Origin of the sequence: uncultured Brachyspira sp., from assembly GCF_944390845.1 — a bacterium.
GTDB classification, from domain to species: Bacteria; Spirochaetota; Brachyspiria; order Brachyspirales; family Brachyspiraceae; genus Brachyspira; species Brachyspira pulli.
Genome location: NZ_CALXRM010000027.1, coordinates 1 through 24979 on the forward strand (window position 1 = coordinate 1; position 24979 = coordinate 24979).

General features: G+C 26.9%; 12 protein-coding genes. 3 read left to right on the forward strand and 9 right to left on the reverse strand.

From position 1 onward, the window contains the following. Positions 1-210 precede the first annotated feature (210 nt). Positions 211-819: a hypothetical protein gene (locus Q0K52_RS07130; protein ID WP_297297939.1), complete on the reverse strand. Its 609-nt coding sequence runs from the start codon at positions 817-819 to the stop codon at positions 211-213. Between the two features lie 172 nt (positions 820-991). Between Q0K52_RS07130 and Q0K52_RS07135 the strand changes: the two genes are divergently transcribed. Both Q0K52_RS07135 and Q0K52_RS07140 read left to right on the forward strand, forming a co-directional pair. Beyond that, a complete protein-coding gene (locus Q0K52_RS07135; protein ID WP_297297941.1) occupies positions 992-2164 on the forward strand; it encodes an ankyrin repeat domain-containing protein in 1173 nt (390 codons plus the stop codon). An 83-nt stretch (positions 2165-2247) separates the two neighbouring features. Continuing rightward, positions 2248-3612: an ankyrin repeat domain-containing protein gene (locus tag Q0K52_RS07140; RefSeq protein ID WP_297297943.1), complete on the forward strand. Its 1365-nt coding sequence runs from the start codon at positions 2248-2250 to the stop codon at positions 3610-3612. Between the two features lie 3 nt (positions 3613-3615). Here Q0K52_RS07140 and Q0K52_RS07145 read toward each other — a convergent pair whose 3' ends face one another. The 5 genes from Q0K52_RS07145 to hemH all read right to left on the reverse strand — a co-directional run bounded on the left by Q0K52_RS07145 (position 3616) and on the right by hemH (position 17843). Next, the gene (locus Q0K52_RS07145) at positions 3616-4785 is read right to left on the reverse strand and encodes a hypothetical protein (protein WP_297297945.1); all 1170 of its coding nucleotides are present in this window, start codon (positions 4783-4785) and stop codon (positions 3616-3618) included. A 55-nt stretch (positions 4786-4840) separates the two neighbouring features. Beyond that, complete coding sequence (locus Q0K52_RS07150) at positions 4841-6121, reverse strand: hypothetical protein (RefSeq protein ID WP_297297947.1); 1281 nt, start codon at positions 6119-6121, stop codon at positions 4841-4843. A gap of 756 nt (positions 6122-6877) precedes the next feature. Further along, positions 6878-12652, reverse strand: coding sequence for an Ig-like domain-containing alpha-2-macroglobulin family protein (locus tag Q0K52_RS07155; protein ID WP_297297949.1), 5775 nt, complete (start codon positions 12650-12652; stop codon positions 6878-6880). A gap of 272 nt (positions 12653-12924) precedes the next feature. Next, entirely contained in the window at positions 12925-16314 is a 3390-nt protein-coding gene (locus tag Q0K52_RS07160; RefSeq protein ID WP_297297951.1) for a DUF4132 domain-containing protein, read from the reverse strand. A gap of 542 nt (positions 16315-16856) precedes the next feature. Further along, positions 16857-17843, reverse strand: a complete 987-nt coding sequence (gene hemH, locus Q0K52_RS07165; RefSeq protein ID WP_297297953.1) for a ferrochelatase — start codon at positions 17841-17843, stop codon at positions 16857-16859. Positions 17844-18051: 208 nt separating this feature from the next. Here hemH and Q0K52_RS07170 point away from each other — a divergent pair, with 208 nt between their 5' ends. Then, complete coding sequence (locus tag Q0K52_RS07170; protein WP_297297955.1) at positions 18052-19506, forward strand: catalase; 1455 nt, start codon at positions 18052-18054, stop codon at positions 19504-19506. A gap of 544 nt (positions 19507-20050) precedes the next feature. Here the strand turns inward: Q0K52_RS07170 and Q0K52_RS07175 are convergent. From Q0K52_RS07175 to Q0K52_RS07185, 3 genes are all read right to left on the reverse strand, one after another. Then, on the reverse strand, positions 20051-21802 hold the full coding sequence (locus Q0K52_RS07175) for a BspA family leucine-rich repeat surface protein (RefSeq protein ID WP_297297957.1): 1752 nt from the start codon (positions 21800-21802) through the stop codon (positions 20051-20053). 379 nt (positions 21803-22181) lie between these two features. Continuing rightward, positions 22182-24035, reverse strand: a complete 1854-nt coding sequence (locus Q0K52_RS07180; RefSeq protein WP_297297959.1) for a hypothetical protein — start codon at positions 24033-24035, stop codon at positions 22182-22184. A 15-nt stretch (positions 24036-24050) separates the two neighbouring features. Further along, the gene (locus tag Q0K52_RS07185) at positions 24051-24671 is read right to left on the reverse strand and encodes a hypothetical protein (RefSeq protein ID WP_297297961.1); all 621 of its coding nucleotides are present in this window, start codon (positions 24669-24671) and stop codon (positions 24051-24053) included. Between the last annotated feature and the right edge of the window lie 308 nt (positions 24672-24979).

The following is a 24979-nucleotide window of genomic DNA, read 5'->3' on the forward strand; positions in this document are numbered from 1 at the left end:
TTAAATTATGATACACCTATGTTATACTTTAAAAAACTAAGGAATACTTAATGCAATATGTCTGGCTCCTGTGCAAAGATTTCTTTTTAATTTTGATAACATCATAAAATTATCAATTAAAAAATAATGATAATTTTAATAATTTGTTCAGCTTTATAAACAACAAAAAAGCTGAACAAATTAAATTTGATACTATATATTTTTAATAATTTATAACTCAATATACAACATAGGACTGTCTATTCCTGAATACATAGGTATCTCTATTAAAAAAGAATCCTTCAAATCATAAACATTTACATCTTTTACTTCATCATAAGAAGAAAGATAACAAGAACTTATTGAAGGTATATAAGACTTTGAAACAATCAATTTCATTTTTAAAGAACTAAACATAGAAGCATATTCTTTATAATCTGAAGTATCACTGCTGTAATTGAAAGGAGTAAAAATAAATTTATTTCCGTCTCTTATAGGAACTAAAGAACTGTTATCTTCTGTTAATTTATTTTCATTGATAAGCCCATTTATATAAAGACCTATTTCATTGTCATTATTTATCTTTTTAAATTTAAAATTTCTAGGATATGACTCTCTTGCACTGTCTTCCATCTCTCTTAATATATCATCATAATAATAGTCTGGTACGCCATTTTCATAACCTTCTGAGTAAGCACCTAATTCTACAATAGATTTTGACATTGTAGCTATTGCAACAACTGTGATGTTCTTATCATCGTCTATAGTTACATATTGAGTATAGTCTAAGCAGCTGATAAAAAATAAAGAAAAAATAAAACAAATTGCGATCTTTTTCATAAACAAAACCCTTAATAATTAATTGTGTACATTCTACTATAAAAGAAAATAAATAACAATCCATTATAAAAATATAAACAAGATTTTTTACATATACGGTATTTAGGTATATTATTTACTTTTATAATGGTTTATGATATTATAAAAACAAATTTCCAAAATAGGTGTCAAAATGAAAATCATAATCGCATTATTAATGATAACAACTTTTCTATATTCAAATACAATAAATGAAAGTAATAACAAAAAGATAAAAAACACATCAATTACAAATGAAATAATAATGCCTAGTAAAGAATTATTAAAACTATTAGAAAAAAATAAAAAGAAAACAGGCGTTGCGGAAATGATTGAATTAATAAATAAAGGCGGTATAAATGCTGCTTCAAAAGATCAACTTATTATAGGCGATGTTACACACTATACTAATTCTACCCCTTTAATGATAGCTTCATTATACGGGCATTATGATATAGCAAAAGCTTTGATTGATAATGGGGCTTTGGTTAATTTAAGAGCAGACGATGGATTTAATGCTTTAATGGAAGCTGTAAGAACTGATAATATAGAGATAGCAAAATTACTAATAAACAATAATTCTGATATAAATATAAAAAATAAAGATGGTGAAAATATGATTATGATTGCATGCGAAAACGGCAATGAAAAAATGTTTAATTTATTAGTAGAAAATAATGCAGATATAAATGAAAAATCATCTTGGGGAGCATCTGCACTTATTTATGCTTCTAAAAAAGGCAATATCAACATAATGAAATATTTAATAGATAATGGAATAGATGTTAATGGAAAAGCCGATTATAATGGGGATACTCCATTAATTTGGGCTGTTACAGGAAAAAATCCTTATGAAGCTTCAAAACTTTTAATAGAAAATGGTGCCGATGTAAATGCTACAAATGATGGCGGAGTTGCTCCTGCTACTATACTTGCCGGATCTGTTCCTAAAGTAGTTAAACTTTTAAAAGATAATGGTGCCGATTTAGATACAAAATTTTTAGATTATTATCCTCCTATAGCAATTGCTGCAGGTGAGGGTAATTTGGAAATAGTTAAAGCATTAGTTGAGAATGGTGCTGATGTGAACTATTATCCTAATGACATAAACTATACTGCGATATTTCATGCTATAGACCAACATAATTATGAAGTTGCTGAATATTTATTTAAAAATGGTGTTGATTTAAATATAAAAATGAAACCTGATAATGACTATGGCAGAAGTATAAAAGAAAGCTACAATGTTTTAGAATATGCCGAGGCTATTCAGGATAAAAAAATGATTGACATAGTAAGAAAATATTATAATAATAACAATAAATAATTATAATTTTAATGTATACTTAAAATTTTTACTAAAAATATATTATATGATATTATTAAAACATTAATATTAAGGAACGTATTATGAAAAATAAAATCATTCTCATTCTGATGACAACTCTAATTACAGTAATAACTTTATATGCGGCAAATAATGAAAGCAATAATGATAAAGTAAAAGACAGCATTATAAATAATACAGAAACAACAGATAATATAGAAAATACAGAAGACATACAAATAGAAGATAATACATTAGTAGAGCCAGACAAAGAAGCTGATGAATATACAGAAAATGAAAATATAAAAGAAGAAACAAAAGATAATAGCACTTTTAATAAAAGTAATAATGAAAAGTTCAAAAACACATCAATGACAAATGAAATAATAATGCCTAGTGAAGAATTATTAAAACTATTAGAAAAAAATAAAAATAAAACAGGTGTACCTGAAATGATTGAATTGATAAATGAGGGCGGTATAAATGCTGCTTCAAAAGATAAAATTGATATAGAAGACATAATATGCCACACTAATACAACATCTTTAATGCTAGCATCAGCATTTGGCCATTATGATATAGCAAAAGCTTTGATTGATAATGGGGCTTTGGTTAATTTAAGAGCAGACGATGGATTTAATGCTTTAATGGAAGCTGTAAGAACTGATAATATAAAGATGGCAAAATTATTAATAGAACATGACTCTGATATAAATATAAAAAATAAAGACGGCAAAAATATGATTATAATTGCATGCGAAAAAGGCAATGAAGAAATGTTTAATCTATTAATAGAAAATAATGCAGATATAAATGAAAAATCATCTTGGGGAGCATCTGCACTTATTTATGCTTCTGAAAAAGGAAATATTAATATAATGCAATATTTAATAGATAACGGAATAGATGTTAATGGAAAAGCCGATGATAATGGTGACACTCCATTACTTTGGGCTGTTACAGGACAAAATCCTTATGAAGCTTCAAAACTTTTAATAGAAAATGGTGCCGATGTAAATGCTACAAATAATAGCGGAGTTGCTCCTGCTACTATACTTGCCGGATCTGTTCCTAAAGTAGTTAAACTTTTAAAAGATAATGGTGCTGATTTAGATACAAAATTTGCAAATGGTGATCCTCCTATAGCAATTGCTGCAAGTGTTGGTAATTTAGAAATAGTTAAAGCATTAGTTGAAAATGGTGCTGATGTGAACTATTATCCTAATGATATGAATTATACTGCAATATATCATGCTATAGATCAAGGCTCTTATGAAGTTGCTGAATATTTATTTAAAAACGGAGTAGATTTAAATATAAAATTAAAACCTTCTGATGTTTATGGAGGTGCTATAAAAGAAAGCTACAATGTTTTAGAATATGCCGAGGCTATTCAGGATAAAAAAATGATTAACATAGTAAGAAAATATTATAAAAAGAAAAAATAAAAATTAAAAAGCATTATAAAATAAAGGCATTATAAAACATACTATAAAAGCTATAATACCATAAACATATACATAATAGCTTCTATTGTTTGTTAATATAATGTCTTTTATATTTTTTATACTCTCTAATTTTTTTAATGATTTTATATTATCTAAAATTATCAAAATAAAATGAATAAGCATTATTATATTTGTAAAAATCAAAGTTAATTTATTTGGACTTATTCCATATTCTTTTATTCTGTATATTGTAGAAGTTAAAATTATTATGTTAAAAATAAATGCTATTACTGAAAACACAATATAAACTAATTTAGTGAATATGCTTGATTTATAATCCATTCTTACAAAAAATAAATTTACTGCACCTATAGCAAGAGCAACATTATAAATTATAAAATTGACTCTAATATCATAAGGACTGCTATAAGCAATCATTGGCAATATTATAGAAAATAAATGCTTCACTATATTATATAAACTTATATACATTATTATTCTTGAAAAGTATATTGATATATTTTTTACATCTTTTTTATAAATAAAATAAATTACAAAAGGAGTAAAAGCAAATATATAAAATACAGCTAATATAAAAATATAAAAAATAATAGTTGTATCAGGCAATATATTTATAATAATTCCTTTAAATAAATTGATTACTCCAGCAAAAATCATCATAAACATCAAAGAAATAATTGCAGGTATAATAGAAGTTATTATCATTATATTAGCACTGAAGGTAAATGCCTTATTAATATCTTTATAATTTCTATACTGATTAAATGATAAAGCAAACATTATAAAAAATATAATATCTAAAAATAAATTCTTATTCAAAATAGTATGAACAAAGAAAATTAATTTTTTATCTATATATATAATATCTTTAAATGTAAACTCTGAAGAAGGTATAAAAACGCTAAGAATACCTATAAACAAAAATATTAAAAAAGTTATAAATATATTTTTCTTATTATCTAAATTAAATATCAAAGAAAAACAAAATAAATAAAAAATCTTAAAAGCAAAAAAATAAGAGGTTATATCAGTAATTCTATAATCAGAATTAATACTTGAAGCAAAAAATAAAAAATATATGGTAAAAGGCAAAACAGAAATCAATGCCGATACTATAATATTTTTTTGTAACGGTGTTTTTAAACTATTCATAATTCTTTTCTTGCTATTTATTTTTTATAGATTATCTATTCAAACAAATAAAAAATCAACCAAATAAACTATATAATACAGGTATTACAAAACATACTATAAAAGCCCAAACTCCATAAACATATATATAAAACATTGATTTAGTATCTCCAATAGTGATTTCTTTTATATTGGAAATACCATCAGATTTTTTAAATATTATAAGTATAGATTTTATATTGAAAAAGGTTATAAAAATCAAATTACCAAGCATAATTAAATTTGTACCTACTAAAACTATTTTATTTGGAGTGATACCATATTCTATTAATCTGTATAAAGAAGAAGTTAATACTAATATATCAAAAATAATAGCTATTATAGGAAGTACAATATATAAAGCCTTAGTAAATATACTTGATTTATAGTCAGGTCTTACAAAAAATAAATTTAATACAATTACAGCAAGCATAATATTATAAAGTACGAAAGTCACTCTATTATCATAAGGTCTTATATCAGGCATTAATAAAAGAAGCAAAAGTACAAATATAAATAATAAACTAAAAGGCATTAATATTCTTGATAAATATATAGAAATTTTAGTTTTCATTTTTATATAAACTGTATATACCAAAAAAGGAAATATTGAACTTAAAAATGATATTGATAATAATATTAATTTAAATATAATTTTTTCGTCTAAGCTGCTGATAAGATCTTGTATTAATAATAAAACTATTACTATAAATACTCCAAATACTGATGATACTACAGCTGCTATTAAACCTGCAAATATTGATATATCGGCAGAAAATGTAAAGAACTCTGAAATGCTTTTTGAATTCAATACTTGAAAACCGTTATATGATAAGGCTATTATTATAAAAAATATGATAACAAAAAATAAATATTTAATATAATAGAACTGTGAATATACTCTTATGTTTTCAATGGTACCAATTGCTGCAAAGAAAATAGTACTTAAATTGACAATTGATACAAATAAAAAAGATAAAAATATTATAACAATATTTTTTAAATTAAACTTTGAATTAATATTAAATATCAAACTAAAACAGAAAAAATAAAATATATAAAAATAAAAACTATCTATAAAAAAAATATTCAAATCACTAACAGAATCAACAATATCAATTAATTTAGAAATACTTAAATAAGAATATATAGTCATTGCTAATGATGCAATAAAACCTATAGCAATAATAATTAAATTTGATATTAAATTATTTTCTAATATTTTGCCTATTTTTAAGTTTATATTATTTATTGCATTTATTTTTTCATTAGTATTGTTTGTATTGTTATTTTGAATACTATTTTCTTCTATACTCATAATCTCATAAACCCCATTATAGTAAATCATAAAATTGAAAATTATTATAAATTCAATAAGCATAAAAGTCAATGATTATATATGTTCCATAACAAAACAATAAAAACTTATTTGTGGTTTTTATATGTAAAGATTATGGGGTAAAATTTGAAGCTTCATAATATAAGTATTAATCTTAATAAATATAGAATATTACCAATGCAAATATATTTGAAGAATTACTTACATACCCCGCCCTTTATTCCTTAAAACTTTATTTTGAAATTTTAGCTTTTATTATATTTAATACTTACACAGAAATTACAGCACCCGCCCAAGATTTTTTTAAGTTTAAAACTTTACTTTACGCACGGTTAGCAAAATTTCAAATATAATAAAAATTATAATTCAAATTAATATATATTTATAATTTCATTCTGCGTGCGGTGAATAGATTATAAAGTTAAATAAAATTTTGGGTGGGTTTTATAATTGCAGTATTATTTTTAAAGAAATATAAAGTAAAATAACAAATAAAAGTTTTAAATATATAGGGTGGGCAAATGTAAATAGATTAAAAAGAATAAATTATACTGAATTTTTTTAATTAGTATATACCTAAACAACTTATTTTCCTAATTATTTACTACCAACATTATAATTCAAAAAATACCAATTTAATAATATCATTGTATAATATTAATTGAATATTCAATATAAAAAAGGCGATACCTCATAAAGATACCGCCTTTAATTTTATAAAATTATTGTTTAGATTTATTTAGCTTCTATAACAACTTTATGCTGTCCGTCATAACCGAATACTTCACTGTTATACATCTCTTCAGCTTTAGTAGCAGGAAGTAAATATTCACCAGGAGTAACAGCACGAACTACATATCTATATTCATGCTCGCCGTCGCTAAGCATATCAGCGAATAATAACACTTTGTCATTATAGTTTTCAGTGTGATTGAATCCGCCCCACCACCAAGTAGGTTTGCCGGCATTTCCAGTTAAGTTTTTAACTTCGCTGCTTTCTGTAGCAAAGCTAGCATTCAATATTCTCATACCTGCTGCAATAGGTGTATCAACTACAACGAAATGTCTTTCAAAAGGAGCTGTAACTTTTACTACAACAACATATTCCTCGCCTTGTTTGAATTTATCTTTAGTTAAGTCTAATACTCTGCCGTCTTTAGTTTCGTATCTTCTTTCAACTTTTATTCCAGCATCTCTATTAACTGCTAAATCGCGAGGCGCGTAAGTAAGTCTAACACCATAATAAAGTCTTCCATCTCCATTACGTTTTATATTAGCTAAAGCAGCTCTAGTATTTAAGTTGCTCAATTTTTCGTCCATAAACTCGCTTAAATCATAATTCTTAGTTAAGCTAGGCTGAGTTCTTGCAGTAAATGTTTCTTCAAGTAAAGTTTTTCCTTGATATATAAACTCTGCTTTGAAATTAGGATTAACATTTTCATATTTTTTATAATACATATTCATAGCAGCGAATACTGAAACATTGTCCTGAGTATTTAAATATCTGCCGTTTTTTCTTGACTGAACTAACCAACGAACCACTTTTTCATTGATAGCATTGTCATAACCAGTTTCTATTAAAGCATATAAAGCAACAGATGTATCTCTTACTGAAGAAGAGTGTATCCAATAAAGATTAGCATATCTTCCTTCAAGCTCATAATGTGCTGTGTTAGGATCTTCTTTAATAGTGTTAAGTATATACTGTCTAACTTCAGTTAATGCTTTATTATCATATTTATTGTAATACATAGCTCTCATTAATTGAACCTGTCCGTAGAAAGGTATATTATTAACTTGAGGATATATTCTGTCTATTATAGTTTTTACATCATTAGCATTGTATCCGCCTTCAGAAAGAACTGCAGCGATATATGCTATAGATGAAAGATTTATATATTCATCTTGCCAGAAGCTAGGTTTTTCAGCCTCTCCGCTCTTAGCATAATTATTGATGTATTCTAATGCTAATCTTAAAGAATTTTCATCAACTGTATATCCTTCTTTTTTAGCTTTAATCATAGCATCAGCAGCATAAGCAGTAAGCCATGGAGATATCCAAGTTTTGCTAGGCCAGTAAGAAAATCCGCCGTCAGCACTTTGATATGTAGGCATAGATTTTAAGAAATCTTGTACTGTTTTATCTAAACTTTCCTCAGCTATATCAGTAAGCTTCATGTCTACTAATAATCTCTTACTTGTTATTATAGGATAAACTCTTGATAACTGCTGTTCCAAACAAAGGTAAGGATAATTTATAAGATAATTTATACCGCCTGTAAGTTCACTGAATGCACTAGGTGACATATAAACCTCTAAACTTCCAGCACCTTTATATGCTTCTGTTATATTAGGTACTCTAAGCATTAAGTCAGTATTATTATTTGTAGTGCTTGAGAACATAGCAACAGATTCTGTAGTCATAGGAATATTAACATTGAATGTTTTTTCTACAGCATCAGTATATTCTCCGCCTTTAGCAAATATAGTAACTTTAGCTTCTCCCCTATTTGTAGCTACAATATCAAATCTTACATCAGCATTGCCGCCTTTAGGAACTTTTATTGTCTGAGCAGCATTTTCTATCATAGCATTAGAAGCAACAGCCTGAACTTCTATTTCTAAATCCTGATCAGAATAATTGTATACTATACTTCCAGCTTTAAATTTATCTTCAACATAAGCGAATTCCGGTAAAGTAGTCATAAGCATAATATTTTTCTTAACTACAACAACATCATCAGAAGCACCGAAATAACCATCTTGATTTATAGCAGAAGCCATTATTCTAAATGATGTAATATTATCAGGTAAATTGAATGTAACTGTAGCTTTACCATTAGCATCAGTTTTTACTCTGCCTTGATAGAATGCAGTTGTTAAGAAATTCTTTCTTATGCTGAATACGTCCATACCCATAGCTTCAGCTTTAGCCATCATCATATCATTAGCAGCTCTCATACCGTCACCGCCAGGAGTATCGCCTTTCTCGCCATAGTTTCTCTGTCCTATTAAGTGTATTCTTGTATCGGCACTTGCTACACTCAATGGTCTTTGTCCATAGAAAGTATTGAACCAGTTAGGAGTTTTATAACCTATTAAATTTAATACTCCAACATCAACCACGCTTAACATGATTTCTGTTTCCATAGGTTTGCTTTCTTTAGTTTCAACATATAAATCCACTGTCATTTCATCACGAGGTTCTAAACTGTCAGCAGATTTTGTTATTTTTACATTAAGTTCTTTTTCACGAGGTGATACTGAAAGTCCTGCATAACCAATTTTAAATGATGGTTTACCTTCATCAGTTGCATAATTAGTATAAGCTTCATTTTCAACTCTACCCTTGACAAGTGAAACACCTACATAAATATTAGGTAAATATTCTGGTTTTATAGGTACTTCTATTAAAGCGGTAGAACCTTCAATATTTGTAACATAAGAATCTATTACATATTCCCTTTCAACTGTTACTAAAGCAGTAGCAGATTCATAAGGAGATTTTATCATTATCTTAGCTGTTTCGCCTGGTTTATATTCTTCTTTTTCTGTGATAAGCTCTAACAAATCATCATCAAACATAGCCCAAGGAGCATAATCCTTACCTATAACATACATATATTCATCAGCAGCAACTTCTCTGTTTTTAGAGTCTTTTGCTCTTGCTAATATTATGTAAAGTCCTGAATTTGTAGGAGTAAAGCTGTATGCAACAGGATCTTTTTTTGTTGTTACTGTAGTAGTTTCAACAACATCATCTATTTGTTTTGATTCCCATTCAAATCTTCCGCCTGTTATAGCTTTTCTTACTGATTCCCAATGTCTTCTTATAACTTGAACTTCTATTTGTTTGCCTTCAAGTCTGTTTCCTTCTGTATCAACAGCAATGAATTCTAATTGTGTAGGCTTATCAGTTTCTAAGAAATAACCTTGTCTTTTTATACCTATATAATAATCACTACCATGAACTAATACGCTTTTTGTAGTGCTTACTCTTTGAGAATCCTCACCTGATACAGTTGATTCTATAGTAACATAAGCAGCATGTATTGAACGGCTTGCATCTATAGTTGGAGCATAAGCATATTCACCATTTTCATCTAATGCACCAGTACCATTTGCTATCATAGAATAATAATTATTATAATAAACATCTTCAAACCAGCTTAATTTTGTAAATCTGAAACCTGCATTATTAGGAGGAGTGAAGAAAGTTTCATTCATAGAAATATTATAGCTAACCTGATTAGATATCATAGGCTCACCGAATAGATACCAGCCTGACATCTTAATAGGCATTGTATCGCCTAAATAATAATTCTTATCTTCAACCCATAATCTGCTTTCATATTCTAAAGGTTTAAATTCCTCTACTCTGAAGCTTTGAGATAAGCTGTATGAACTGCTATCTTCTCTGTCATTATTTGATTCGCTTCTAAACTCAGCATTTACACTGTAATATCCAGTAGGAGCATCAGCTGGTAAAGTAAAATCTATTAAATAAGAACCATATTCATTTAAAGTAATAGTTCCTTTATGTATTTCTTCGCCTCTTGAATTATTTATTACAAATGTACCATTTTTCAAATCATTAGGTATTTGCCAATTTCCTATTTTATTTTCTCTTATAACACCTTTTATATGTACTTCTTCGCCAGGTTTATAAAGTCCTCTTTCTGTGAACATAGAACCATTATAATCTTTATCAGAAGGAGAATAATCATAGCTTATATCCATTCTCCAAGGTGAAACGCCTGTACCCCAATCGCTGTTTATGAAAGATACGTCATCGCCTTTTGTAACTATAGCCCATTGTCTTGGTGTATCCCATCTGCTTGCTCTTTTTATTCCTAAAGTTCTAAATCCTTTAGTAGTTGCTATTCCGTTTTCATCTGTAGTTGCTTTTTCTAATACTCTGTTAAAGTCATCTCTTATTTCTACAGTAGCTCCTTCAACCGGCATTCCTGTTTTTAAATCTGTTACAAATATAGTATTTGAATCGCCAGAGAATTTACCTGTTACTCCCATAGAAGTAATTTGTATTTGAGAAGCTGTTGAATAATCATATTGGTTCTGATATCCTGTTTTAGTTTTAAACTCTATAGACAATAAACCATATTGCTTATTATTCATATAATTAGTTAAATATAATGCTGTTGTGATATATCTGTTTCTTTCAACGTTAGGAGTATATTCTGTAGTATTATTATATCCGAATAATTTTCCATATTGATTAGTATAATTTCTAAATTGAGCACTTTCATCATATCTATATACTTGTTTATTTACAAATAGGAAAGGTATGATATTTTCTTTATCAACATATCTGCTTTGTATATTTATAGTATTAGGGTTCATTACCTGTACTGGAAGTTTTATTCCTTCATAAGCTTCAACAACTCCCATTCCTGAAGGTATAGAAACGCTTGGGTTATAGTCTGTAACATTTAAAGTAATATTTTGTTCTTTAGCCAAAGTTTGACCATAAGAGTCTTTTAAACTTCCATTGATTTTTATATTATAAGTAATATTAGGATTGAATCTTAATGAATAAAGCGAAAATTCTTTTGAAGACCAAGAATTCTGCTGAATTTCTTCCTCTGTAGGAAGCTGAATTGCAGGGGTAATTTCCATATTTCTTATCAAATCTGACCATTCAACTCTTGTACTGAATCTTATTGTAGGAGCTTTAGGAGAATATGAAGCTGTTACTGTCTGTTCGCTTTCTCCGCTAAAATAGAAGTCATCATGTGTAGAAAAATTAAAACTATCATTATCTGCTGTTCCCAAATTACCATTAACGGCAGCAAGTCCTTCTTTTATATATACTGTTATTTTATCATTTTTAGCTAATGCAGCTTTAGGCTTTATAACTAATACCTGTTCTAATTGGTATTCGTTAGTTTCCCATTCTCTTAAATCTTCTATTTTGGCATATCTTACATCAAAATCTATAGCAGTATTATTATTGCTTGTAATTAATTGTATTTTTTCTTTTGCACTTTGAAGATATATAGGCATGTTATAGTAAACAACTATATTAACATCTGTAGGAAGTTCTGACTGCCTATCATAAGGAGAAGTTTTCTGCATTATAGGTCTTAAAGTATTAAAACTCCAAGTATAATCGTTTTCCAATATATCGCCTGTTAATTCGCTTTTTATTCCTTTTTTTAGTGTAACATCTATTTTTGTGTTGTCTGGCAAAGGTTCACTAGGATAAAAAGCCAATGTATTAACAGAAAGCCATTTATACGTACCTTTAACATCTATATTAAAATTGAAGTATTGATTAGTAACTTCTTTAATAGCCTGCAAAGCAACCATCTGCTGATTGAAAGTTACTGTTATTGCTTCATAATTATTTCTCGAAGTGTTTTCTCCGATTGGAGATGTTCTGTCAATAGCTATTGCCGCAAACATAGTAACTCCTGTTATCATTGTTAAAATTAATGACATTATCATAATACAATAAAGAGTTTTTAGTTTTACAATAAGTTTTCTCATAAAGGCTCCGTAAACGATATTTTTGTATTGTAATGTTATATCATAAATAATTTTAAAGTAAACTATTAAAAGTAAAAAATACTTTATATTCAACAATACAGTTTTACTTAAAAATTACATATAGTTATATAAAACTAAAGTAAAACAAAAAAGTTGTATATTTTATTTAAACTATTGTTATAATTTTCAATATTGCCAATATTCTTTGATAATTCTATTAAAAAAGAGCCTTAATAAAAATTAATTTATAAAGACTCTTTTTTATTATTTTTTTATATATTATTCTTTATTATACTATAAACAGAATTAATAAACCTTTGATTTAATTTTAAAGGATTTGTTTTTACCGGCTGCAGCTCATCGCTTTCATCATAGAAAATAATACTATTTAAATTAATATCTTCATCAGGCTCAATTCCAAAATACATATATTCAAATGTAATATGTGCTGAAATTTTTAAATAAGTATCTTTTAAAATATATTCACTATAGCTTCCTCCGTCTTCTGCTTCTCCTCTTGCAAAATCATATTTATTTGCAAATGACATCAAAGTTCCGGCTTTAACAGTTATTCCTTCAAATGCAGTTAGCTCATCATTTTGAATATCTTTTTCTTCTATAGTTTCATAATTAAAATTAAGCTGTTCTATAGGCTGATTAATTTCATAATCTGTCAATTGCTGTTTCCATTTATTTAAAGTATTTTCATCTAATTCCATAGGGTGAACTAAACTGATATTTTTCGCAGTTGTATCTTCAAGTTTATATTCTTCTTCATCGGCAGTATTGAAAGTGCCGTCTTCCATATATCTGAAACTTTCAATTAATTTATTATCATCATCATAAACACCCCAAATTAATTTTAAGGCAAATATATTCATAATACTATTATTTACAAATACATTCTTGAAACTTTCATAATTCCATTTTCTGCCGTTCATTAAAACCCTTTGAAGTCTTATTTTTTGAGATTGTATTAAAGTTTTAATTTCTTTTTTTAGATTACTAAATTCTTTTTTAACTGAATCTGCCGCTCTCTTATCATCTTTGCTGTTTGGTGCTGGAAGTGATTTTATAATTTTATTTTTTTCATCGTCTTTAATTGTTAATTCTAAATTATTATTGATATTTAAAGTAAATGTTCTGTTTACCTCTCCTCCATAACTTAGGACTTTATTTCCTTTTCTGTCAAAACCAAAATCAGGAATAATTCTGTCAGAAAGTTCATCAGTAGAAATCTCTAAAATATCTGCAGCATTTTTCATAGTTTCGTTTGCAGTTTCTTTAATTTTTGCAGTAGGTGCTTTTCTTGTTAGATTATCAACCAATATTAAAGCATAATTTTTGCCGTTTAATGCAATACATTTTACAATAAATGCTCCTAATATAGTTCTTGATCCTTTAGCAAATTCTTTTATTAATGTATATACTGCATCAATTTTTGAATTATCAGAATATATACAATAAGGCATTAATATATTTTTTTCTTTGCTGTCATAATTAGTATCTTTCCAATAATTGAATATATTACTCAATACTTTTTCAAAAGAGTTAATTTCTAATAAATCCGCCAGTATGTCGCAGTCTTTAAGTCTTGCAGGCTCTGTTAGATTCATATACTCCATTAAAATATATTTAATGATTCTTTCATCTGCCTCATTTCCATTTTTATATAATACTTTATTTAATTTTATATTCTCCAAAAACTTAATGCTGTTTTCATAACTTGTATTATAGTATGTATTAATAAATTCAATTGCTTCATCAACACTATTAAATTTATCGCCGTATTTTTTTAAGTTCCAATTTTTGAGTATTGTTTTTAAAGCTCCTTTTAAATCTGAAGCTTTTACCTTATCAATAGCTTTTTCAACATATTCCCTTGTTATATTTTCATTATTAGATATGAGTTTTAAACAAACTCTTTTAACTTCTACTTTTTTAGTGCTTTCAAGAACTGTATAAACTAAATTAAAATTATTATAATTGAAATTAGGATTATATGCCCATTTTAATATATCTAAAATAGCCAATTTTTCATTGCTTAATTCTTTTTTAATGAAATTTGTATCATCTAATATATTTTTTAATTCTTCACTGTAATTTTCTATTAATAAATCTTTTAAAGTTTTTGCATTATCTTTTTCATCTATTAAATCATTATATAATGATGGAGGCGGCACATAGTCGTTACCATAATCATAATAGTATGAAAGAAGTACTTCTTTTAATGTTATATTTAATTCTTCATTATTTATAAGCGAATCAACAATTTCTCTGAATGTTTTTGAAGTTAGGGCATATTGTGTTTCTATGTATTTTCTAATTCCAAGCTGTATGGTTAAATGTTTTAATGCATCTATACAGAATTTTTTTGATGATTTTGTTTCTTCGCATAAATCTTCAAAATTGAATAAGGCAAATACATACATTATATCTGTATTCAAACTAATTTCAGGATAAGTTGCTCTAAATCTGTAAAGTCTGTCTGAAGATTTTTTTCCTGTAAAATAGTCTATTAAATTATTAAATGTTTTATTTTTATCTTTATCAAATACCTCTTCTAAATTTTTAATGTTATTAGATATTTTATTAATATCTCCTCCATCTTGCTTTTTAAGACATTTTAAAATTACATTAGGTATTATTTGATAGCATAATTTAAATGTTTCTAAATCAAAATTATTATCATTATGCTCTAATAAAATTGCACTGAATAAAATAAATATGATTTTTATATCTTGTCTTATAATATATCTTTCTGATTTTAAGAGATTATATAATTTATAAAAAGATTCTTTATCATTTAAATAAAGTTTTTTGAAATTATGAACTTTATCTATATAAAAATAATCATTAAAATGTTTAGCAATAACTGAAAAATAATTTGGAAAATCAAGTTCTTTATATCTTTTATCAATCATTTTATATCTATCTGAAAAAGAATCTCTATTTACATAAGTTCCAAAGTCTATATTAATTTCTATAATTAAAGATTCATCATTGTTTAATATTTCTACAAATTTATCTCTTAATGATTTATGTTTATTTATAATAGGAGCAATAACATTTAAAGCATCAATTTTATTCGGCATATAGTCTAATGCTTTGATAATAATGTCTATATATTTATCTTCAGTGTTTGCCATAGCACATAATGCAAATAATGGTATAACTGCATCTCTATCCATATTTTTAAATATTTTTTCTGCATCTTTAGAATTTATTATATCTACATATTTATTAACATATTCAGTAAACTCTTTATTGAAATACTCATTTAATAATTCAAATATTTTATGTATAGGTCTTTGAAAAGCCATTAGTCTGCATACAGGTGATTTATATGTGCTGTAATTTATATTCTCTAATGCTTTTTCTAAATTTCCAAATAATATTAAAGATGGAAGTACAAGACTTTCTCTGTGCTCTTTTTTATTATGTTCATTATAATAATATATTTTTAATAAATGTTTATATCTGTCTTTTAATTTTTGATTGTCTTCTTCTATTTCAAAGTAGCATTTAATTATATCATTCATTCGATAAGATAATGAATATCCCAAAATAGGTATTGATGTGAAATTTGTATTTGCTTCAGCCTGCTTCATAGGCATTCTTACATCAATATAAAATTCTTCCAATTTCTTTTCTAAATCCATAAAAATCCTTCTTACTAATATTGATAATATTGAAATAAATGAAGTTATATCACAAATAATTTTTTAAGTAAATGATAAAAGTAAAAATATTTTTTATACTCACTTTTTGTTATATCATTATTTAGTTTAAAAAGTCTGATACTTATTACTTTATGAATATGAAAAAATTATACTAAAAATTTTTAACTTTGTAAATTTTTTGTTGTTCTTTTTCCCGCCGCACGCCACAGGCGGACAGCGTCAAAGAACCAAAAAGTGCAAGTAAAAAATAGTGATAAACAGTACTAAATATATTTTACATGTAGCATAAATTTCTAAATTGGGTCTAAAATATAGCCTTTCGCAAAGCGTATCCGAGTTTATCGAGGATATAAGCTTCTTTGTGGCAACAAAAGAAGTGGGGTCTGGGGCAAAGCCCCAGATATAAAAAATAAACTATAATTTTATTTTTGACAAAATATAGTAGTTTAGGTATATTATTATTCACTTTAAAAAAATCTGATACTTATTACTTTATGAATGTAAAAAGCTATTTATATTTTTTAAACTATTTTTCTATTATAGTAAATATTTTCTATTTTATTGTTTGATAATGAGAGTATAGTTTTTACAAATGATATATTGTCATTTAAACAAGGACATACTATAAAATCTTTAATATTATATTTATTTATAGCTTCTTCTCTATATTCAATATCTATTTCATAAATCGTTTCTGAATTATCTATTGTGAATGCTAAAGGATATATTATTAATTTTTCGCCATTGTATTTTTTTATTGTATCTATAGTTGATGGTTCAAGCCATTCAATTTTTCCTATTTTTGATTGATAAGAAAGCAATACATCTTTAAAATATAAACCTGATTCTTTTAATTTTTCTTTTAATATATTCACGTTCATATTACATTCATATTCATAAGGATCGCCATTATCTACATACATTTTTGGTATAGAATGAGCAGAGAAAATTAATATATACTCTTCACTATTTTTATCGCCTATACTGTTTTTTATTAAATTTACAACTGAATCATTATAATATTCATTGTCATAGTATCTGTCTATTATATTGACTGTAGGATTATATTTTAATTTTTTCATAGCCTTATAAACATTTTCTAAAGATGATTTTACTGTAACTTCTGAGTACTGAGGATACATGCTAAATAAAGTAATTTCTTTTACATCATTGTTTTTTAATTCTTTTAATACATCATAAGAATAAGGAGGCGTATAATTCATTATGTATTTATAATCTTTTGTATTGTCCATACTATTTAATTTATTTATCAATTTCTCTGTATATTCATTTATTGGAGATTTTCCTCCTATTGCCTCATAATGTTTAATAACATTAGGTTTTATTTTATTGACAATCTTTTTAGCTACCATACCTCTTATAATGCTGTTTTTTATATTTAATATATAGTAATCATTAAACATATTCACTAAAAATGTATTTATTTCATCAAAATTTCTAGGTCCGCCCATATTTAGAAGTATAATTGTTTCTTTTTTACTGTTCATAATATATAATCCTTATTAGTAATATTTATTATTAAGTATATAATTTTTTTAGTTATTAGTCAATACTTATTATCTTTTTTTATTATTTAATATTTTTTATTAATAATTTTTTAATATTTTATAATAATTTTTATTATTACACTTGAAATAAAATATTTATTTAGTATAATATATTTATTGATAATAAATACTATTAAGGAGTTTTAATATGTCAGATAAAAAATTAACAACTGAATTCGGTGCTCCGGTTGAAAATAATCAGCATTCTATGACAGCAGGTGCCAGAGGACCTATGCTTTTACAAGATGTATGGTTTATGGAAAAGATGGCACATTTTGATAGAGAAGTTATACCTGAAAGAAGAATGCATGCCAAAGGTTCAGGTGCTTATGGTACATTCACTGTAACTCATGATATTACACAATACACTAAGGCAAAAATATTCTCAGAAGTTGGAAAGAAAACTGATTTATTTGTAAGATTTTCTACAGTGGCAGGTGAGAGAGGTGCAGCAGATGCTGAAAGAGATATAAGAGGTTTTGCTATTAAATTCTATACTGAAGAAGGAAACTGGGATTTAGTTGGAAATAACACTCCAGTATTCTATTTCAGAGATCCTTTAAAATTCCCAGATTTGAATCACGCTGTAAAAAGAGATCCAAAAACTAATATGAGAAGTGCTCAAAATAAATGGGACTTCCTCACTTCTTTGCCTGAAGCTATTCACCAAATAACTATAGATATGAGCGACAGAGGTATACCTTACAGCTACAGACATATGCATGGATTCAGCAGTCATGCTTATAGTTTCATAAATAAAGATAATAAAAGATTCTGGGTAAAATTCCATTTCAAAACTCAGCAGGGAATTAAAAATTTAACAGATGAAGAAGCTGCAGCAATCATAGCAAAAGACAGAGAAAGTTCTCAAAGAGATTTATTTGACGCTATTGAAAGAGGCGACTATCCAAGATGGAACATGAAAATACAAATAATGACTGAAGAACAAGCAAATGCAAGCAAAAGAAATCCATTTGACTTAACAAAAACTTGGTCACAAAAAGAATATCCTTTAATCGATGTTGGTGTTTTAGAATTAAATAAAAACCCTGAAAACTATTTCGCTGAAGTAGAACAGTCAGCATTCAGTCCTTCTACAATAGTTCCTGGTATAGGATTCTCTCCTGATAGAATGCTTCAAGGAAGATTATTCTCATACACTGATACTCAAAGATACAGATTAGGTGTTAATTATTCAAGCATACCTGTAAATGCTCCAAGATGTCCATTCCACTCATTCCATAAAGATGGTTCTATGAGAGTTGATTCTAATAATGGTTCTGCTGTACAATATGAACCTAATTCTCAAGGAGAATGGAAAGAACAAAAAGAATATTCTGAGCCGCCTTTGAAACTTTTCGGAGATGCTTACAGATATGATCATAGAGAAGATGATGACGATTACTACACAGATGCAAGAGCTTTATTCAATCTTATGACAGATGCTCAAAAACAAGTATTATTTGAAAATACTGCAAGAGATATGGAAACAGTTACTAAAGAAGTAAAATTGAAACATATTAAAAATTGTATGAATGTTGATAAAGCTTATGGTCTTGGCGTTGCTAAAGCTATGGGTATAAATGAAAACGAAATACAATAAAATATAGTATATAAATAAAATGCAGTTAATATATTAAAACAATATATTAACTGTATTTTTTTATTAATATTTATATGACAAGTATTACATATCTCCTACTTTAGAAACATTACAATTTTGTATATACCTAAACAACTATATTTTGTCAATTTTTGTTTTTTCAATTTTATTGTTTGTGGTGGCTTTGCCCCCACACCCCCAGTTCTTTTGTTGGCACAAAGAACCAAAAAGACTGCATTTTTAGTTTAAATCTAGGTTATACCATACATTTAATACATATATTTTTTAATATAAAGTTCTAGCAATTGCGTTTTTTGCAACTTTTTTGTGCGGCAAAAAAGTTGATAATATTACATAATGTGCAGTAGTTGGCAAAATGAAATCGTTTCAGTATATACTGAAAATTTTTAAATTTGTCAACTTATGCACTTTATATATAATTATCAACTTTTTTGACGTGACTTCATCAAAGAACCATACGAAGTACTCCTACAGCAAAAATGCAAATTAAAAAATTTATAAAATATAATCTTATTATCATTTCTTATTTTTCTATATACCAAGAAGGAGGATTACTTTCTATAGGCGAATTTGAAAAAGCATATTTCATATTAACATTTTCTCCTAAATTCCAAGATTCCAAATCCTGATTAAAATTAATACAATAGGCAAAGGCAAATGATATATCTTTTACATTAGAAAGATTCCATTTGTCTAAAGGCTGATTGAAACTTGAAGCCCCTTTAAACATTCCGTGTATAGATTCAATATTACTCATATCCCAATCATTCAAAGGCTGATTAAAACTTTTAGCTTCCTCAAACATAGAATATAATTTTTTTACTTTGCTTATATTCCATTTGGAAATATCCTGATTAAATGAATATGCATTTTCAAACATCCTTTCCATATTTTCAACATTAGAAACATTCCAATTACTTAAATCACTGTCAAAACTTGAACAATAAACAAACATAGAAGCCATATACTTTACATTAGAAACGTTCCAATTATTAAGAGGCTGATTGAATCTAGTACACCTGTAAAACATATATCTCATATTAATAACTTTAGATACATTCCATCTTTCTATATTATGATTAAAATATAAAGCATTATTAAACATATTATGCATATCTTCTACGTTTGAAGTATCCCAAGTTTCTATGCCGTCAAATTTTTTAAGTTTTGAATTCTGAAATAATCCTGACATATCAGTTATTAATCTAGTATCTATTTTATTAAATTTTACTTTTTCTTTTATCAATTTTAATAATTCTGCTTTGTCTTTAGGTTTATACTTTTCATCATCTTTTAATTCTATTTTTTTAGATTTTGATTTTTTATATTCTTTTATTATACTTTCTTTATTTTCAATTAGTTCTTTTAATTCATCATAATAAGTATTTTCAAGTTTATTAATAAAATCTTTAAGTTTATTATATTTAATAACTTCTTTATACACTTCTTTTATATCACAGTTTTCAAGCATATTTAAAAGTTTTTTCCTATCATTTACTTTTTTAGATATAAAATAAATATTTAATATAGATTTTATGTCTTTAAAAGAAGAAGCACCCGAAAAAAATTCCCAAATAGAACAGCCTTCATTAATGATCCAATTTTCTATAGAATAATTAAAACTTTCAGCACCGCTAAACATATGAGCAATTCTTCTTACATTAGAAACATTCCAACTATTGATATCCTGATTAAAACTTTTAGCTTCCTCAAACATAGCAGTCATCTCTTCTACTTTACTTACATTCCAATTATTAAGAGGCTGATTAAAATTATAAGCTTTTGAAAACATACTTTCCATATTTTCAACATTAGAAGTGTCCCAATTATTTAAATTCTGATTAAAATTTATAGCTTTATAAAACATACATCTCATACTAAGTACATTAGAAGTATTCCATTTATCTAAAGACTGATTAAAACTTTCAGCTTCAGAAAACATAAACTCCATATCTTTTACATTAGAAACGTCCCAGTCATTTAAAGGCTGATTAAATTTTTTAGCACTTGAAAACATACCAGACATATTAGTAACTTTTGAAACATTCCAATTATTTATGTTTGAATTAAAATAAGAAGCTCCCATAAACATTTCAGACATATCTGTAACATTTGAAGTATCCCAATTTTCTATGCCGTCAAAATTTTCTCTCTTGCTATTTGCAAATAAATATTTCATATCGGTAATTAAACTTGTATCTATATCACCCAAATAAATATTTTCATCTTTTACTAATTCTTTTAATTCATCTTTAATTTGAGGTTTATATTTCATTATTATGTTTCCTTATTGTTTTTTATATTCTATATTTTTTGCTATATTTTTCAATTTTTTATTATTCTATTTAATTTTATTTTCACCTACCCACCCTTTAAACTTGCTAATTCAATTTGATATTTATACATTATTTTTCTTTTAAACCTAATCTGAAATTCTAACACCCACCCAAATGTTAATTAAACTTATAACCTAATCAACGCACGGTAAACGCATTTTTATAATAAATTATAATTGTATTAATAATTAAAATTATATTTTCAGCATTATTCTGCGTGCGGTTAGATAAACAAATTTTATTTTGAAAACATTTAATAAAAAAATAGCCATGCATGAATTAATCATACATGGCTACTTAATTTCTAATTAACTAATATTATTGAGCAGTTTGTGCAGGTTCTGTATCAGTAGCTGTAGTTGCATTGCCTTCAGCAGCTGTATTTTGTTGCTGTTGATTTCTCAATATCATAGCTTCATCATAAGTTATGTATTCCATATTAGGATCATAAGTACCAGATCTTTGTTCACCGTTCATACTAGGTATAGTTAATACTTGACCAGGTAATATTAAGTCTGGATTATTAGGATCTCTTAATATATTTCTGTTAGCTTGATATAATCTGTACCATTGTATAGGATCATTGTATATGAATGAATAACCAGCTATTCTCCATAAAGCATCAGTTAAAGGAGTTCTTTGTACAACTGTATAATACATAGGAAGTACAGTAACTTTACCTTCAGTATTAACTGTTTGACCAGTAGTACCGTCTATTATCTGACCTTTTTCACCATCGCCGTCACCTTCTACTAAATCACCATCACCAGGTCTCTTAGGTCCCATTTCATATATAGCATTCATAGTGTTGTTAGCTTCTTCAAGTTTTTCTCTAGCTAAAGCATTATCATTATTAGTTAATGCATCTTCAGCTTCTTTTATAACTTGAGAAAGATTTTGATCTTCTTCACTATCAGGGATTATATAACCATCATCAACAAGCTGCTGATATCTAGCTTTAAGATCATCTAATTGTCTTTGATTTTCTTCTCTAGCTATAGTATCGTTCATATTGTTAACTAAATCGTCCATAGCTTTAGAAGCTTCTAATGCTTTTTGACTAGCAGCAGCAGGATCAGTTTCAGCTAACTTATTAGCATCAGCTAAAAGAGTAGATATATTTTGATCTGTTTCATCACCTTTAGTAATAGTGTTATCATTTACAAGAGTATCATATTTTTCTTGTGCATTAGCAATATCTTGCTTAGCTTTAGCAATAGCATCTGCTTTTTCTTTAGCAAGAGCTTCTTGTTCAGCTTTCTTTCTAGCTTCTTCTTCAGCTTTTTTCTTAGCTTCAGCTTCTGCTTTAGCTTTAGCCTCTGCTTCAGCTTTTCTCTTAGCTTCAGCAGCAGCTTTTGCTTTAGCCTCTGCTTCAGCTTTCTTCTTAGCTTCAGCAGCAGCTTTTGCTTTAGCTTCTGCTTCTGCTTTTGCCTTAGCAGCAGCGGCAGCTTTCTCAGCAGCAGCTTTTGCATCTGCTTCTGCTTTAGTTATACCAGCAAGAGCAGCAGCAACATTTTGCTGTACACTAGCAAAGTTATCAGATTTTAAAGCTTCATCAGCTTTAGCTAAAGCACCAGAAACAGTTTTATCATTATTGTCACCAGCTTTTATACTTTTACCTAAAGCAGCATTATACTTACCTCTAGCATCAGCTATAGCTTTAGAAGCAGTATCTCTTTCTCTGCCTAAATAACCTTCTTTAACAGTATTAGCAGATGCTAAAGCATTGCTATAAGATGTTAAAACAGTAGTAAAAGTATTAGAAGCTGCAGTAAATTCTTCATCAGTTTTAGCAGTAGCGTCTGCAGCAGGTATGCTTCCTATATTAGAGTTACCTTCTTCAAAATATTTTAAAGCTTGTTCATAAGTAGCTTTAAATTGATTATCAGTAGAAGCACCCATTTGATTTATTTCAGTTATTGCATTATTAGCATCATTTTTAGTCTTATTAATTCTAGCATTCATAAGTCTGTAGAATAATGCCATTTGAGCTTTATCTATACTTAAAGATGCCTCTTGAGACTTATCATAAGATTGTTGATATTGACCTTGGTTTTGAAGATCATCAGCTTCCTGAGTTATTCTAGCAGCATCTTCATAAGTTTGTGCCGGTAAAATAGACCAAGTAAAAGATAATAATGCTACAGTAGCCATTATTTTTTTTATTTTCATCACTTACTCCTTATATTAATTCTGTTCCTGTTCAAAGGCTTCAACTTCTTGCATCATTTTTTCTAACTGAGCTAAACGCTCTTTAACTAATCTTAAAGCCTCATCACTTTTATCAAATTGCTCTTTAGTTTTATTATACAAATCTGTATATGCAACTTTAGCTTGATAAAGCTTGTCTACCATAACTCTATAGTCTTTAGTTTCAGCAGTATACATTGCATTAGCTTCCTGATATACAGTATCAGCACTAGCAAACTCATCTGCATACATTACGCTGGCTTTAATTTCTATAGCGTTAGTAGCACTTTCATCAGTTTGTTTTTTCAAGATTTCAGAATAAGGTGGTAAACCCTTGTCTAAAACTATGTTGTAATTAGTTTCAGCAGCTAATAGTAATTCTTTAGCTTTTGCAGCCTCATCCTTATTTTCTTCTTTCATGATAATATCAGCTTCAGCATAACCTTTTTCTGCTATGTCAAAATCTTCTGGAGCAAATGTTTTTATCTCAGAATATTTGTTTACCACGGTATCTCTTAGGGCAGTTACCCTTTCGTATTCTTTTACTGGTAAACCGCCGCATGAAATAAGCATCAAAGCTATTAAGGTGATAAAACCAATTTGTACCTTTAATTTCATAATTAGATTAATCCTCCCAATCTTTATTTTATAAAATATATTTTATGGCTTACTGAAAATAAAACCATAATTATTAAAATAAGAAAAAAATTAATTATAAAAAAACTATAATTATGTTAACTATATTATTATTAACGGTATAAAAGTCAAGTTCTTTTACAACTTTTTGTAGATTTATACAATTAAGACATCACAAAATGATGAAAAAAATGAATTTTATAAAATATTTTTTGTTAATTTATATTTTTTTAAAAAATTAGTATTAAATATAAAAATAAAAAAGGAAGCTAAAAAGCCTCCTTTTTTTA

Excerpts from the sequence above, each read along its gene's own strand:
- Q0K52_RS07130 (WP_297297939.1), bottom strand. The coding sequence starts at position 819 with ATGAAAAAGATCGCAATTTGTTTTATTTTTTCTTTATTTTTTATCAGC.
- Q0K52_RS07135 (WP_297297941.1), top strand. The coding sequence starts at position 992 with ATGAAAATCATAATCGCATTATTAATGATAACAACTTTTCTATATTCA.
- Q0K52_RS07140 (WP_297297943.1), top strand. The coding sequence starts at position 2,248 with ATGAAAAATAAAATCATTCTCATTCTGATGACAACTCTAATTACAGTA.
- Q0K52_RS07145 (WP_297297945.1), bottom strand. The coding sequence starts at position 4,785 with ATGAATAGTTTAAAAACACCGTTACAAAAAAATATTATAGTATCGGCA.
- Q0K52_RS07150 (WP_297297947.1), bottom strand. The coding sequence starts at position 6,121 with ATGAGTATAGAAGAAAATAGTATTCAAAATAACAATACAAACAATACT.
- Q0K52_RS07155 (WP_297297949.1), bottom strand. The coding sequence starts at position 12,652 with ATGAGAAAACTTATTGTAAAACTAAAAACTCTTTATTGTATTATGATA.
- Q0K52_RS07160 (WP_297297951.1), bottom strand. The coding sequence starts at position 16,314 with ATGGATTTAGAAAAGAAATTGGAAGAATTTTATATTGATGTAAGAATG.
- hemH (WP_297297953.1), bottom strand. The coding sequence starts at position 17,843 with ATGAACAGTAAAAAAGAAACAATTATACTTCTAAATATGGGCGGACCT.
- Q0K52_RS07170 (WP_297297955.1), top strand. The coding sequence starts at position 18,052 with ATGTCAGATAAAAAATTAACAACTGAATTCGGTGCTCCGGTTGAAAAT.
- Q0K52_RS07175 (WP_297297957.1), bottom strand. The coding sequence starts at position 21,802 with ATGAAATATAAACCTCAAATTAAAGATGAATTAAAAGAATTAGTAAAA.
- Q0K52_RS07180 (WP_297297959.1), bottom strand. The coding sequence starts at position 24,035 with ATGAAAATAAAAAAAATAATGGCTACTGTAGCATTATTATCTTTTACT.
- Q0K52_RS07185 (WP_297297961.1), bottom strand. The coding sequence starts at position 24,671 with ATGAAATTAAAGGTACAAATTGGTTTTATCACCTTAATAGCTTTGATG.